Origin of the sequence: Nostoc sp. (genome assembly GCF_036916975.1) — a bacterium.
Taxonomy (GTDB): domain Bacteria; phylum Cyanobacteriota; class Cyanobacteriia; order Cyanobacteriales; family Nostocaceae; genus Nostoc.
In genome coordinates this window covers 24,248-38,885 of the sequence record NZ_JBALFF010000080.1, presented here as the reverse complement: position 1 = coordinate 38,885, position 14,638 = coordinate 24,248, and the positions used below count along the sequence as shown (strand labels likewise).

The following is a 14,638-nucleotide window of genomic DNA, read 5'->3' as shown; positions in this document are numbered from 1 at the left end:
CTGGCGTATCCTATACTTTCCGCTTTAATGTTTCCATTCAATTAGTTTCTCCAGCGAGTGGAGACCCCTAGATTTTAAACCCTTATCCAGCAAAGAGTCCAGAGGCGGTTTGCGAGGGGGTCAGAATTTGAGACAGCCAAATCAAAAACATCAGTAAAAAAAATCCTTGAAACCCTTACAATATAAGGCGGCGAGGGGGTTAACGATACAATCAGCATTTCCGCGATTTCCAGACCCCCTCGCAAACAAGCTAAATAATTACCGAACCTGGAAGTTCTGTAACAGGCGGCCCCACCCCCCAACATTCCACCTGTTCTAAAGTATGACGTGACAGAGGATAAAATCTTAAACTATCTTCAGCCAACTTAACTATTTTCTTAAGCCGACGACGCAGTTCGTTATATTTATCAGTAGACAAACGACATTCAAACACCGAATATTGAACTCGTTGACCATAACCTTCTAATAAATTCGATACTTTTTTACGGCGTTTGTCACAAGGAATATCATAAGCCACCACGTACAAAAACATATAAACTAACGAATCTGATAAGGCTGATAAACTAAGCTAGGGTTATAAACAAACTGCTTATATGCCTTAACCTGCTGCGTCAACAAATCCCATTTCGGTTGTTTCTCCCCAGAATCGGTTTGAATTTCTTCCTCCATTCTTTGTAAAAAAGCTTGAAGATACTTTCGCCGTCCAGAATCATTTAAATAACATCCACCATCACGATAATCAAAATCTTTTTCAGCATTCATCACCTTACTATTAACTAGCCACAACACCAAAGAATCTACAATTGGGGCGCGAAATTCTTCAATTAAATCAGAAGCTAGCGCCGCATGACCATCATGTGCTTGATGCAAACAAGCATAATAAGGATCAAGTCCTTGAATTTCAATCAATGCTAATAAATGGTTCCAAAGAACCTGATAGCCAAAACTCAACATTGCATTTACCGGATTTCCTGGAGGACGACGGCTACGCGCAGTAAACACAAAATCTTTATTAGTCAAACATTCAGCAAAAGCAGAAAAATACTGTGCAGCACCAGCACCTTCAAACCCCATCAATCTTTCAACACAATCAGCCTCCGCCGCTTGGTTAGCCAAATAATCAAGACTTTGTAGCACATTTTCTATAATCTGAGATTCTAGCCTTTTTCGCTGTCGTCGCATCAACACCCGACTATTTTTTAACTTTGCTTGTACAATCGCACGGGCAGAAATTAACTTTTCTACAGGTGATAATTGCTGCTGATAGCGAGATAATTGGCGATATCCCCTAGCGATGGGTAAAATTCTGCCATAGCAGAAACCCATACGCGATAAATAAGTAATGGGAATATCTCGCCATAGACAAGCACGAATTGCTTGGGTACTAACTTGCGACTTACCAAAAATCAGAACTTGTTCTAATAAAGGTAACTGCACTTCACCATAAATAGTGTCTCCTTGCTTAACCACCAAAGTCTCCTGCTGCAAACATACATAACAATTTTGCCCACAAACGTAGAGAGTCCGCATAGAATTATAAATTATGAATTTGTTGTTATAGTATTAGGCGAATAATCAATTAGGCTTTTCAAATAACCTTTTAGAGCGCCTAAGTTAGGGCTATTTCATTCTCATCTAGCCCACCTCAGAATGAATTCACCTCTCTTATAGCACTCATTTATCTTTTGATGACTGAGACTCATGTTATAAGCTGTTCCACATTTAACTTGCATATATTGGGCGCTCGTGTTGCCCACCCCACAAGAAATGTAAAATTTCAAATTATGCAAACTAGATGTGGTTTAGCTTAGTCCGTTTTAACGGACTTTAGCTATCAGCCTAGAACTTTAGTTCTGGGCGGTTTATGTATAGAATAAAATAGCCCTAAGTAAGTCGGTGAGAATAATTAAAACTATATTAACTAATGTAAAAAACCTTGAAATTAGTTCGTAGTGAGCGGCTCCAGCCCTCATTTGTTCGCGTAGCGTCTCCAAGAGAGGACTAAAGCTTTAGCGCTAAAGCGCAACTACGAGCCAGTGATGATTATTTGCGCCCACTTACTTACAGACAAGTCTTTTTAAATTTTCCCACAGGCTTTTGATCGGAAGCATCCCACTTTTTTTAAGGGGGGCAAAAACCTCTCAAAGTCTCCCAATTTATCGAGGGATTTAGAAAGTTAGGTTGTTACCGCCACCATCGTTGGAGAGCAGATTTCCCTAAATGACGATTTTTTTGCCTAGACGAACCTGTTAACTCTGCGTTCTGTTCAGGTTCCAGCGCTGTAATTACTCTATCTGCGACATTAGAAACAACATAAGTAGCGAAAGTTACTAACACAGTATTAATAATAACTGCCATTAAACCCAAAGGAGCAATTAGCAAAATCACGAGAGTAACGCTTCCATTAAAAATAGATACCAAAGCATTACGTAATTTAGCACCGCGACGAGAAATATACATAGTTAAAAATATGACTTATTCAGAGATAAATATGCCGTATCATTACTAACTACCTTATCCCCTAAATAAGCAAGAAGCCAGCAAAAGAAAATAATTTATTCTGCAACCAAAATCAGGCTATAACTGTTGTAGATAAAGGTAGTAGGCTATATTATTACTCACACTAGTAATATTTTCTAATTTTTCATGCCCAAAAAATCCATATCTCACCCATACACAGAACGCCTATCCTTTGAACGCCTGATGTTGCTAATTACAACTTTGTTGAAGAATCCAGGTATAGGTAGTCCCGATTTAATCAACACCAATCATGACAAACAACACGATGCACTTACTCAAGTGCAAATATCCCTACAACAATTAGCTCTCAAGTCTAGAATAGAATTACCAGAAGATTATCCTGCTATACCCACCCTGCGAAAAGATTTAGAAACTTTGCGCAGCTATGGCATTTTAGAACGCCGAATGTATCGTTGGGGATATTATTTGGGTACTGGTGCCATGTCTCAGACAGAATTAAAAGTAGCCTTTAATGCTTTGGCATCCCAAGCCAAATTTCAAGGAGATCCGCAGTTAAGGCGAATTTGTGAAACACTTAGCAAAAGATTACGGGGATTAGACATGGAACTACAGGGTAAGTTTTTTTACCCTGTCAGACAGCATCTCAACCGCGCCATAGTTTATACAGACCCAGAAGAAATGGCTGCACAGGGAGAGAACCGTAATACATTATTTCACCTGTTACCACTACTAGAAACAGCCATTAGTCAAGGACAGACGATAGAAATTTCTCGTGCTAGTGATCTCTATGGCAATAGTCGGATTGGACTTTTACAGGTAGTTCCTTTGCAGTTAATTTATCATGATATTGCTTGGTATCTGCTTTATGAACACTCCGAAAATGGACATTTAGCAATTGGACGGCTAAACCGCTTTAAAAATTACTGCCAAGTCTTGAATAATGGATTAGGTAGAGGTTTAGAAGCACAAAAAAATAGTCTTAACAAAGCTTATGAACTGCTACAAAATGGCTGGGGTTTGTATTTAGGTCAACCTCCAGAGCAGCAGTTAGAGCTACAAGGACAGTTAGAATTTTTGACATTAAAAGTGCGTTTTTTTCCTCCAGTTACAGCTTTCATTCAAGAAGGAGAACTACGTCACCTCAAGCAAAAAATTATTCCTGGTTCAAAAAATGAAACTACTGGTAATCTTAACTATGTAGATTATCAAATTACCCTGCCGCCTCGCTCTATTGATGAGTTTAGTCTTTGGGTTTATCGGTATATGCACAGCGCCCAAGTTATTTCTCCGCCTCATTTGGTAGAAAAACATCGTCAAGCCGCTCATGCTTTACTATCTCAATATGCAATTTCTGTTCAGGATGCTTAAGCCTAATTTTGTGATACAGCAGCTGTAACTCAATTTTGCTTGCACCTACTATTTCTGGATAACTACTGGTGTCCCTACCGATGCCCACTCAAATAGCCATTTAGCATGTTTAGGTGCGAGATTTATACAGCCGTGGCTAACTGGAGTGCCAAACCTTTTATGCCAGTAAGCACCGTGAATACCATAACTACCTTGATAAAACATCACATAAGGAACGTTGGGAACATCGTAGTTTTCTCCCTGCATCCGCGTAGTTTTGAACTTGGATTGAATTTTAAAAGTACCAATAAGAGTGGGAGTGCCTTTTTTGCCAGAGGAAATAGCACTCCCATAAACTACTCTGTCACCTTCCCAAGCTATTAATCGTTGCTTTGAAAGATCAATTTGAATCCACCGCTGATCTGATTGTTGTAATGTCTGGATTGTTTGGGCAATTACTTGCTCTTTAGTATTCGCCCAAACTTGACTCGTTCCAGTAGTAGTAAAAACACTTAAGGACAGTGCTGTACCAGTAAGGAGTATTTTTAAGTGACGCACCCAGTCAGGATACAGTTTTTTCATTTTAGATACACTCACACTCAAATCATGGGGTTTTGAGAAACTTATCAGTTTTCAGTTTTGTTTCCCTATCTATTACTTTAATAGACGTGAACTTTTGATATTTGATTCTAAGTTAACTTAACTGTTGTATCAGCTTTCTTGCCCCAGATGCGATCGCTTGCCAATTCCCCTCTGTGACAAGCTTTTTGGGAAATAATTCCCCGCTCAAACCGACAGCGATCGCTCCGGCTTGTAAAAATTCTTTGGCATTTTCTAAAGTCACGCCGCCAGTCGGAATTAAGGGAATCTCACCTAGTGGCCCTTGCAAACTTTTAATATAATCTACCCCTCCCACTGCTTGCACGGGAAACACTTTTACACAACTAGCGCCCTGGCTCCAGGCGGTAACAATTTCTGTAGGAGTCATAGCTCCTGGGATGATCGGTACATTTTTTTCTTGTGCTGCTTGAATCATTGCGGGATTAACGTGGGGTGTAAAAAGAAATTGCGCCCCAGATGCGATCGCTTCTTCTAACTGTTGCACGTTGAATAGCGTACCAGTGCCAATAGTACAGGCTGGTAATTCTGAACGTAGTCGAGTAATTAATTCTCCAGCCCGCGAGCTATTCCAGGTAATCTCAATTAACTGCATTCCCCCCGATGCTACAGCCATTGCCATTTCGCGTCCCACTTCGATTTTAGAGGCGCGGATGACTGCGATCGCTCGATGTTTTTGCAATTGTGATAACCAAATTTGATTAGGCATTTTGACTGGGAATTAGGGATGGGGGATTAGGGATTAGGGATTGGGCTAATACAAGCAAATTTTCCCATTCACCAGTCCCTATTCCCCAATACAAGCGTGACATAGTAACTGCGATCGGCTCTTAAACTTGCTTCTTATATCAATGTTATGAGATATTATAAACAACACTAATCTTATCGGTTTACCGTAAATTAAACTAAATACCTGAGTTTTTGAAACTAAAGGAGTAATTAAAATGACCATTGCACGACAAAATACAGCAGGATATTCACCAATTACCATTGATGATTCCAAAAGCATGGAAATAGGCAGCCTGTGGAAGCTTGTCGGACTAGGTGCAGTACAAATAAACGGATTTTGGTGGCGGACTAAGGCATACGGAACGATTTTAGGGGTGATGTTGCTAACTTTAGTGAGTCTAATTTTTCTAAGTATGCATTGGTTTTATCGCCGAGTGTTTCCATTTTTCAGCCATCGAGTCATTGACTAAGTAAGTCGGCGCAAATAATCATCACTGGTTTGTAGTTGGGCTAAAGCGCAAGAGGGCGCAACTACGAGCCAAATATCAGGGCTATTTCATTCTCATCTAGCCCGCCTCAGAATAAATTCACCAGGCGTATAGCGAAAGTCGTCTTTAGACGACTGAAAAAAGGTTATAGTCCGTTTTAACGGACTTTAGCTAAAAGTCAAAGAACTTCAGTTCTGGGCGGTTTATATCTAGAATGAAATAGCCCTGAGCCAAATATAGAGATTTTACTTTTAGTTACATAGGTTAGTTTTTTCTCGCCGACCTACTTACGCTCGTCCTATACATCGCCTAATTTTGCTTCCTTTACATTACTTTAGAGACAGTCTTTAAAAACTCAGCTTAATTCTTTTAGTAGAAGAGAGAGCTAATTAAAAACGCATATACTGCAATTACCAAGCAATAGTTTGATAAATAAGCTCCTAGTTGAAGACCTGCTAGGAGCTTTTTTTTAATTGATTATCTAGCTTAATGGTGGTACATATTAAAAAGAGTTGTAATTAAACTCTTCCTTATGGTTATTAATGATTAATTCTGATGGTAGATGGAACGAAAAATCAAGATTGATAATATGTATTTGTGAGTAAAAAACGTTTACCGAATTAATAACAATGAATATTCTTGCTTGGATTGTTTTAGGTCTAATTGCTGGTGCGATCGCTAAGGCTATCTACCCCGGACATCAAGGTGGCGGAATTCTAGGAACAATCTTACTAGGAATCATCGGTGCTTTTATTGGCGGTAGCTTAGGCGTATTCTTCAGTACAGGAACGTTAACTTTAGCAGCCCCTACTCTTAGTATTCCTGGTATTGGGTTAGCAGTTCTTGGTGCAATTATTGCAGTTTTCCTGTGGAACTTATTAAATCGTCGCAGTGCTGTATAAAAGCAACAATGCACATAAGAAGTGAGGGGAATTTACAAAATAAATCTAACTATTGTGAATGAAAGGCAGCATCCCTAATGTGCAAGTTTATTTTTATAGAATATTTGTACTTAGGTGAAGAATGAAATAACGAACCGCAAAGGACGCAAATAAAAGAGGTTTGTACAGAGTTTTTGTAGCAATCCTGTGTCTTTTGGCAAAAATGGGATGCTCCCAAATTAAATCCGAAAAATAGCGCTGCCTTAATTATAGGTTGGCGCTATTTTTTTGATTATTGAGAAATAAAATAATTGTTTAGTTAACCTGACAATTCAGGTCATCTGGAAAACCTCACTTCTATTTCTCTCTTTTTGTAGGCTACGGTGTAGACAGAAGTGCTGTCCACATACGTTTCAACTCTTTCACATTTTTGCCAGAGTTAAACTGTCACACTCACCGACATCCCGCCTCGCACTCAAGTGCAAGGCTAATAGCTGAAGTCCACTTAAGTGGACTAAATTGTTCGTTGAGTCCACTTAAGTGGACTTCAGCTATGAGACTCGGAATAAATTCCGAGGCGGGATAGAAACGCAGTACGAGATTTACAACGAATACCCCGTCTTTAAACCAATTCGCTTTTTCGCCCATTCGCAATTACGTTTTGTAACGGGGATTTAACCCCGACACAAAACGTGCTGCCTGTCTTGGTGGGGAATTAAAATAATTCGTAATTCGTAATTAAGTTTTGTAATGAAGAGAAGTTTGTGGGGACGGTTTCCGTCCACAAAACTTCGGGGGATTTAACCCCAATCGCATTACTTACCGGTTTTAGAACCGGGGGACTTAAACCCACGGAACTAGTTAAACCCCCAAACTTTGTTAAAGACGGGGTTTATCCCTATAAAGATATGGCTGCGACAAGACTTGTGTGTACACCGTAGCCTTAGAGCATCGGGAAAGGGATTAGGAGAGTTAGGTTAATGGTTAGCTTTTTTACCTAACCAGAATTTTGCCTGAATTGTCAGTTTAGTTTACAGCAGCACTGACTAAACCATTGTGCCTGAGCAAAGCGATCGTACTTGGTTGACGACCCCGGAAAGTTTTAAACACCTCCATTGGATGCTGACCACCACCAAGTGCTAGCACCGTATCTCGATAACGGCGACCTGTAGCTTTTATAGCCTCTTCATCTTCTAGCCCAGCTTCTTCAAAAGCGGCAAAAGCATCAGCACTTAGTACCTCAGCCCACTTGTAACTGTAATAGCCTGCTGCATAACCACCTTCAAAAATATGTCCAAAAGCACATAAAATTGCATCTTCTGGAAGTGGCGGTAAAACGCTAGTAGTCTTGGCTATCCGATGACGCACATCTGAGGGAGTTTCATTACTACCAGGGCGATAGCGGTAGTGTAGTTCTAAATCAAGACTGCTCAGGTGAATTTGCCGCAACGTGGCAGTACCACTCATATAATTACGTGCCGCTAGCAGCTTTTGATAATAATGCTCCGGTAGGGCTTCACCAGTTTGGTAATGCTTCGCCATTCCAAAGAAAGTGGGTCGCTCATAACACCAGTTTTCCATAAACTGACTAGGTAATTCCACTGCATCCCACTCCACGTTATTGATGCCTGCGGCTCCGGTATAGTCAACCTTGGTGAGCATGTGGTGCAATCCATGACCAAACTCGTGGAACAAAGTCTCTACTTCATAAAAAGTCATCAAACTAGGTTTACCATCTACGGGAGGACTTTGATTACACACCAAATAAGCTACAGGTAAGCGGATGGCAGTGACACCATTTTCAGTGATTTTGGCTCGATTGATGCACACATCCATCCAAGCACCGCCGCGTTTTTCTGCTGGACGGCTGTAAGGGTCTAAGTAGAAGTAGGCTATGGGAGAACCAGTTTCATCAGCAATTTGGAAATAACGGACATCTTCATGCCATACTGGCGCTTGACCATCGGCAGAGGTGACACTGACGCCAAATAGCCGCTTGACTAGTCCAAATAAGCCGTCTAACACTTGGGGAAGAGGAAAGTAGGGACGCAATTCTTCAGAGGTAAAGGCAAACTTTGCTTCTCGTTGGCGTTCTGCCCAAAAGCTGATATCCCAATGTTGTAAATCTTCAGCTTCTGCTGCTTTCTGTGCTGCTGCAAAAGCTTTGAGTTCTGCCAAGTCTTTGACAGCAGCATCATAACTAGCGCGGCGTAGTTCTTCTAATAGGGCGTTGACTGCCTCAACGTTAGGAGCCATTTTACTCGCTAGGCTCAATTGGGCAAAACTTTTAAAGCCTAGTATATCTGCGAGTTCTTGGCGCAACTTTAAAATGCGCTCAATTAAGGGCTTGTTATCCAAATCGCCAGCAGAAGCGCGGGTGATATGAGCTTTGTAGAGCTTTTCGCGCAAATCTCGACGGGTGCTGTGCTGCATGAAAGGGCCATAGCTGGGGAAGTCTAAAGTAATCCGCCAGGGGCCATTTTCTGGTGTGGCATTAGTTTCGCCAGCTGCACGAGCAGCTTGGGCTGCTAAACTCACTAAGCTTGGTGGTAAACCGTCAATTTCCGCTTGTGTTGTTAGGGTTAAGCTGAAGGCTTTAGTGGCATCAAGTACATGGTTAGAGAATTTGGTAGAAAGTTCTGCTAACTCCATTTGGATGGCGTTGAAACGCTCTCTAGCCTCTCCTTCTAAGCCAACACCAGAAAGTTCTGCATCTCGAATGGCGGCTTCTACAATGCGCTGTTGGGCTAATTCTAAAGTTGCCCAACTATCACTAGCACGGAGTGCTTTAAAAGCATTATAGATAGGTTTGCTTTGACCCAGCTTGTTAATAAACTGTACAACTAGTGGCTGGACGATTTCATGAGCTTCGCGCAGTTTTGGGCTATTTTTAACACCCATTAAATGATTCACCACCCCCCAACTCCAGGTAAGCCGTTCTGTCAGCTTTTCTAAGGGTTCTATTAAACCACTCCAAGTAGGCTCTAAATTAGCCTCTAAGCTGGCTAGTTGCTGATCGAGTTCTGCCAACAACTGATTGAAGGCTGGTACTACTCGTTCTGGTTTAATCTCTGCAAAGGCAGGTAAACCAGTGCCTTGGAGTAAGGGATTGTCGGAAATAATGGTACTTGCACTCATGGTTTTGTGTGAACTACGAACGGATAAAAATCAACAATGATTTTGATTTATATATCTTCTAATGTAGCGATCGCAGTGCTAGTTAGTGTTGCCATTATGACAAAAAGGCAAAAAAACCGATAATTCCTCACAAAAGTCTCCCGATACAGCAATTTTGTTTAGTTTGTGAACAATATCTGACGGCTTGACACGCCATTCTCCTACCTAAACCTGATAAAGGCGATGCCTATGGCGGGCTACGCCTACGCAAAAAGGCATCATTAATGTACTATGAACAGGTAGCGCATCCGCCAGCATGGGCGTTATCCTAAAAGCGCAGTTTAATTTCAAGAATCCCACGCTATCAAGGCGTGAGATCATCCAAGTGAGTTAGTGCGATCGAGCGTCCTTGCCGAACCGAAAAGTGAGGCTATATATTTATGATTTTATTTGGCAACTCATCTTTTTACTCGTAAAATCGAAAACAAGATCAAGGTCAGTAGAAAAGAGTCCCTAAATTAATGAATACGTTAATCAGTCAGGGTGGAAGAACTATCACTAAATTTAAGGTGGTAGACCGGATAAATGATATCGTTTGGCAAGCTCACCAAGGTAGCGTTGCTGCGATTATTCAGCTATTGAACGAAAAACTAGCCAAGTCTGGTGTCAGAACTAGAGCCATTTTTTCTGATGGTGTCTTACAACTTCTGTGCGAGGCGGCTAAGATAGAGCAACTTGAGCAATCTCCCCTCGTAGAACAAATCCAGCAAATTCTTGATTCCATCGCCCCGCGTTATATTCGGCGAGTCAATATCAACAGTCGGATTGTTCGGGAACAACAATTACTCTGGTTAAAGGAAATAGATAGCGATCGCGACAACCAATTGCTTTGGTCACAAGAAATTACGTTAATTCAACCTAATATTGTAAAGCAATTAATTACAGATTTCACAGAAGCTCAAGCTGAACTAGCAAAGCCAAATTTTCCTAAAACTCAAGTCTCTCGTCCTTTAGTACTTATTAACAAAGAAAAACATAAAAATAAGCATAGAAAAAAGATATTAGCTGCGGCTGGTTTATGTTCACTGTTATTACTTAGTTGGGTTGTTTATGCCCAGTTAGGTAATAACCTGATAAACCTAATGCAATTACAAACTTCTAAATTTTTAACTCCAGAAAATCCGAGCGATAGAAAAGTTAAAACACCCCTTAGTCCTGCTAAGAATAACCTTTCTGACTCGTCTGATGACCAATTCGCCACAGCCGTGCGAATTGCCAATCAAGCTTCTGCATCTGGTAAAACAGCCACAGTCTCAACTCAGTGGTTAGAGATAGCCGCTAAGTGGCAACGGGCTTCAGATTTAATGGGGACGGTACCACAAAACCACAGCCGTTATCAGGAAGCCAAGATTCGTACTCAACTATATAAGAAATACAGTGAGGCGGCGCAAAAAGAAGCAGATAAGAGTAAATCTTAGTTTTTTGTTATTAGAAAACTTCGATTTACTGAGCAGGCATAATTCACTAGACAATGATTTTTACTTAAAATCTATTATCACATATTGTATACATCATGACTGGTGGCTCAGAATTTCGATTTTTGTACCAAATACTATTGGGAACAATTAAAAAAAATGGGAGCATCCCGTCAGGTGCAAAAACTTTGTGTTTGCCCTCATCCCCTAACCCCGAATCCCAAACATGGGATTCGGGGAACTAGAATTATGTCTCCCCTCTCCCACCTGAAGGGAGAGGGGCTGGGGGTGAGGGAAAAGATTTAAGCTCTCATTCGGATGCTCCCAAAAAAATCGACCCTATTGATACCGATTCTGTATGAAGATTCGCTAAACCATATTTAAGTACAAGAAAGAAGAAAGAAAAACGAACCGCAAAGGACGCAAAGGACACAAAGAAAGAAAGAAAGAAAGAAAGAAAGAAAGAAGTTAAAAGGGTTTAGCGCAGCCTCACAAAGAAATGGTATGACAACACAATAAGGTCGATTTAATCAAGCAGATTGATTCGTGGAGTCAATCCAAAATCCAAAATTCAAAATCCGTATCTCGTCTAACTCAGAAGTTCTCCTGTTTCTTGCAGGGAGTGCAAGCGGCGGTAAATACCCTCGTGACGCAAAAGTTCATCGTGGCTACCCACTTCTACAATCTTTCCTTGCTCTAGAACTACAATTTTATCGGCTTCTCGCACTGTACTTAAACGGTGAGCAATAACAATGGTGGTGCAAGTACCCTGAATCGATCGCATCGCTAGCTGAATTGAACGCTCAGACTCATAATCTAAACTAGAGGTTGCTTCATCAAAAATCAGTACGTCTGGTTCCACTAACAACGCCCTAGCAATTCCTAAACGTTGTCTTTGTCCTCCAGATAACCTGACACCGCGTTCTCCCACGACGGTATAATAACCTTTGGGTAAATGCTCCACTACTTCATCGACTCTGGCAATTTTACAGGCTTCTTGAACCTGCTCCAAAGTAGCATTTGGTCTGCCGTAGGTGAGGTTATCCAATATAGTACCGTTGAAAACGTCTACTTCTTGGTGAACGATCGCTAATCTTCGTCTATACTTACCTACATCTAAAGTGCGAATATCTTGACCATCAATCAGAATTTGCCCTTCTTGAGGTTCAAAATATCGCAACAGCAATTTCACTAAAGTAGACTTACCAGAACCGGAACGCCCCACTAATGCCACTGTTTGGTATGGTTCAATCAACAAGTTAATATCTTGTAAAACTTTACGGTTGGCATCATATCCAAAACTGACGTGTGACAACTCAACTTTTCCAGTAAATTTATAAGGTGATTCTGTCTGGTTGCTCTCTTCTAAAAGGCTAGCTGAATCAGATGCAGTTGGCTGTTGCAAAAATTCGTGAAACCGCAGCATAGGAGAATAACGACGCGCAAAAACTTCTGCCAAATTGCTAATAGGTTCTAATTCAGCATAAGCCATGCTAGAAAGAGTTAAGGTCATGACAAAGTGACCCAGAGAAATTCTTCCGTCTACTGTTGCGGCTAAAGTCAAACCCAGGATAGCAAACACGCACAATTGAATTATAGTCCTTTGCCAAGTAGCCAGTTTTACATAACCTTTGTGGATGCGATACTCAACCAGTATTAGTTCACGATCTAAACGTTGATTTTGCCGTTTCAGTTCTTTAGCTTCTGTAGCAAATGCTTTTACCGTTTTGATGTTGGTGATTAGTTCAGAATTGCGACTTTCCGTATCCTCTCCATATTTATCTAGAATAGTTTCGTGCCAAATCAGTCGCCTTAAATATTTCAAAGTAAAGCTAAGAATAAACACAAAGGAAATTAGATATAAAATCGCAATTCGCCACTCAATCATCAAGATAAATACAAAAATTCCCAACACACGAATTAGTTTAGGAATCAATTGTCCGGCAATTTCGGGGTAAGTAAAAGTGTGGTTAGAAATACCTCTAGCTATTCTTCCGGCAATGCGTCCAGGGTTATTTTCATCATAAAATTCTAGTGGAAGAGTAAGAATTTTTTCTATAGCCATTTGGGCTTTTTGACGACGCAACCTTAAGGTTATACCCCAATGAAACCAATGGGTTAACCAAGGTTGTGTCGGCGCTCTCACTACGGTGACAACGAAAATTAAACCTACTAATACACCCAAAGTTAGAGTTTTATTAGCTGGGTAATTCGTAATCTCTGAAAAAGTTGCGATCGCACTTTGAAGTGGTTTATCCAATGGTTGAGCAGACAAAACGTTTAAAATCTGCCCAATCGCATAAGGGACAACCAAATCAATAATTTCGTAAATGCCGGATGCTGCAATACTAAAAACACTTAGCTTCCAGTCAGAGCGAAGTAATTGACAATATCTTGAAATTTGGCCATGATGCACACCGTCCAAGAGCGCGATCGTAAACTTGGAATTTATATACTACAAGAGTATTACAAGGTTAGTCAAGGGCTATAGATTTAAATCACTCCTTTGGAGTAGTAGGCATTTGTGCGGGGATAAATTCTAGGCGATAGCGATAGAGAGCAACTGGTCGAGAACCAGCTTTAAAGTAATCTGGATCTTGGGGTGAAAGATAGACAGCAGTAACTTGATCTGCTTCAATCGCCGGATTAGCTGTTGCAAGTTTATGATAAGCGGTGGTAGATTCTACAGAGTTTAAATAGGGGCGTGAACCGCCTTTGAATAGTTGTTGAAACACTTCTGTAGTGATGAATTTACCCTGATGGGTAGTTTCTGTAGCCCGTGCAGTCACAATAGAAACTAGTTGGCGACTGCTACGCAAGAACGTAATCTGACGATTAGGTGAATCTGGATCTACTTTGACTAATAACACTGCTTCATCCCCTAAATAAGCTCTTGCCAAATTCAAGCTATTAAACGCTCTATCTGCTACTAAAATTGGGGATTTTTTATCTATCTGAGGTAATATTTTTAACCTATTAATAGATGGTTGCTGTTTGACAAATCTTACTACAAAACTCACAGGCTGATTTAATTGCCGGCGATTACCTTCAAATCCTGGCGTTATGATATCTGGTGCTAAAGGTGCAGCTAAATCTACCAAAGTACTTGTAACTTGCCAAGTACCAGCCATCCATTCAGGGTAAACCAAATCACCCGAAGCCGGTTGTACTGAAGTTAATTTTTCCCATTGAGGAAAATTTGCTAACCGTTCATATAACTCTCCGGCTTCAGCTTCTCCACTCCATAGCAGGAAAAAAGCAATTAAGCAAAAACTCCAAATCGCTTTTATAAAAAACATTAGCAATTTTATATTTAACGTTTATTATTTATTGATTAAAAATTAATCTGTCAAATTAAGTATAAAACCTCACCCTGCCTCCGGCTTCCCTCTCCGATATTTTGGAGAGGGATTGAGGGTGAGGTTTGATCTTATATTTAATTATGCCTACCTACTTAACACCTAAGTTAATAGATGTCACAGTACCGCTCCATCTTATCAGC

The 14,638-nt window shown here is 40.6% G+C and carries 11 protein-coding genes and 1 pseudogene; 4 read left to right on the top strand and 8 right to left on the bottom strand.

What is annotated here, in order from left to right:
* Positions 1-250: 250 nt before the first annotated feature.
* From cas2 to csx18, 3 genes are all read right to left on the bottom strand, one after another.
* Positions 251-532 carry a CRISPR-associated endonuclease Cas2 gene (gene cas2 / locus V7K73_RS19800; RefSeq protein ID WP_334882268.1) on the bottom strand — a complete coding sequence of 94 codons (282 nt, stop codon included), beginning with the start codon at positions 530-532 and terminating at the stop codon, positions 251-253.
* Between the two features lie 5 nt (positions 533-537).
* Positions 538-1,530 carry a CRISPR-associated endonuclease Cas1 gene (cas1, locus tag V7K73_RS19795; RefSeq protein WP_334882267.1) on the bottom strand — a complete coding sequence of 331 codons (993 nt, stop codon included), beginning with the start codon at positions 1,528-1,530 and terminating at the stop codon, positions 538-540.
* 654 nt (positions 1,531-2,184) lie between these two features.
* On the bottom strand, positions 2,185-2,460 hold the full coding sequence (csx18, locus tag V7K73_RS19790) for a CRISPR-associated protein Csx18 (protein ID WP_334882266.1): 276 nt from the start codon (positions 2,458-2,460) through the stop codon (positions 2,185-2,187).
* 186 nt (positions 2,461-2,646) lie between these two features.
* On the opposite strand from csx18, the gene V7K73_RS19785 reads away from it, so the two are divergent.
* Positions 2,647-3,849, top strand: coding sequence for a helix-turn-helix transcriptional regulator (locus V7K73_RS19785; RefSeq protein ID WP_334882265.1), 1,203 nt, complete (start codon positions 2,647-2,649; stop codon positions 3,847-3,849).
* Between the two features lie 48 nt (positions 3,850-3,897).
* Here V7K73_RS19785 and V7K73_RS19780 read toward each other — a convergent pair whose 3' ends face one another.
* Together V7K73_RS19780 and V7K73_RS19775 are read right to left on the bottom strand one after the other, a co-directional pair.
* Positions 3,898-4,410, bottom strand: coding sequence for a L,D-transpeptidase (locus V7K73_RS19780; protein WP_334882264.1), 513 nt, complete (start codon positions 4,408-4,410; stop codon positions 3,898-3,900).
* Between the two features lie 112 nt (positions 4,411-4,522).
* Complete coding sequence (locus tag V7K73_RS19775; protein WP_334882263.1) at positions 4,523-5,155, bottom strand: bifunctional 4-hydroxy-2-oxoglutarate aldolase/2-dehydro-3-deoxy-phosphogluconate aldolase; 633 nt, start codon at positions 5,153-5,155, stop codon at positions 4,523-4,525.
* Between the two features lie 235 nt (positions 5,156-5,390).
* Between V7K73_RS19775 and V7K73_RS19770 the strand changes: the two genes are divergently transcribed.
* Positions 5,391-5,645 carry a hypothetical protein gene (locus V7K73_RS19770; RefSeq protein WP_334882262.1) on the top strand — a complete coding sequence of 85 codons (255 nt, stop codon included), beginning with the start codon at positions 5,391-5,393 and terminating at the stop codon, positions 5,643-5,645.
* Between the two features lie 647 nt (positions 5,646-6,292).
* Positions 6,293-6,565, top strand: coding sequence for a GlsB/YeaQ/YmgE family stress response membrane protein (locus V7K73_RS19765; protein ID WP_334882261.1), 273 nt, complete (start codon positions 6,293-6,295; stop codon positions 6,563-6,565).
* A 1,005-nt stretch (positions 6,566-7,570) separates the two neighbouring features.
* On the opposite strand, the gene V7K73_RS19760 is transcribed toward V7K73_RS19765, so the two are convergent.
* A complete protein-coding gene (locus V7K73_RS19760; RefSeq protein WP_334882260.1) occupies positions 7,571-9,682 on the bottom strand; it encodes a M3 family metallopeptidase in 2,112 nt (703 codons plus the stop codon).
* Between the two features lie 500 nt (positions 9,683-10,182).
* Between V7K73_RS19760 and V7K73_RS19755 the strand changes: the two genes are divergently transcribed.
* Entirely contained in the window at positions 10,183-11,139 is a 957-nt protein-coding gene (locus V7K73_RS19755) for a hypothetical protein (RefSeq protein ID WP_334882259.1), read from the top strand.
* A gap of 586 nt (positions 11,140-11,725) precedes the next feature.
* Here the strand turns inward: V7K73_RS19755 and V7K73_RS19750 are convergent.
* Together V7K73_RS19750 and V7K73_RS19745 are read right to left on the bottom strand one after the other, a co-directional pair.
* Positions 11,726-13,545: pseudogene (locus V7K73_RS19750) on the bottom strand (ABC transporter ATP-binding protein).
* Positions 13,546-13,634: 89 nt separating this feature from the next.
* Complete coding sequence (locus V7K73_RS19745; protein ID WP_334882258.1) at positions 13,635-14,435, bottom strand: DUF6816 family protein; 801 nt, start codon at positions 14,433-14,435, stop codon at positions 13,635-13,637.
* Positions 14,436-14,638 lie beyond the last annotated feature (203 nt).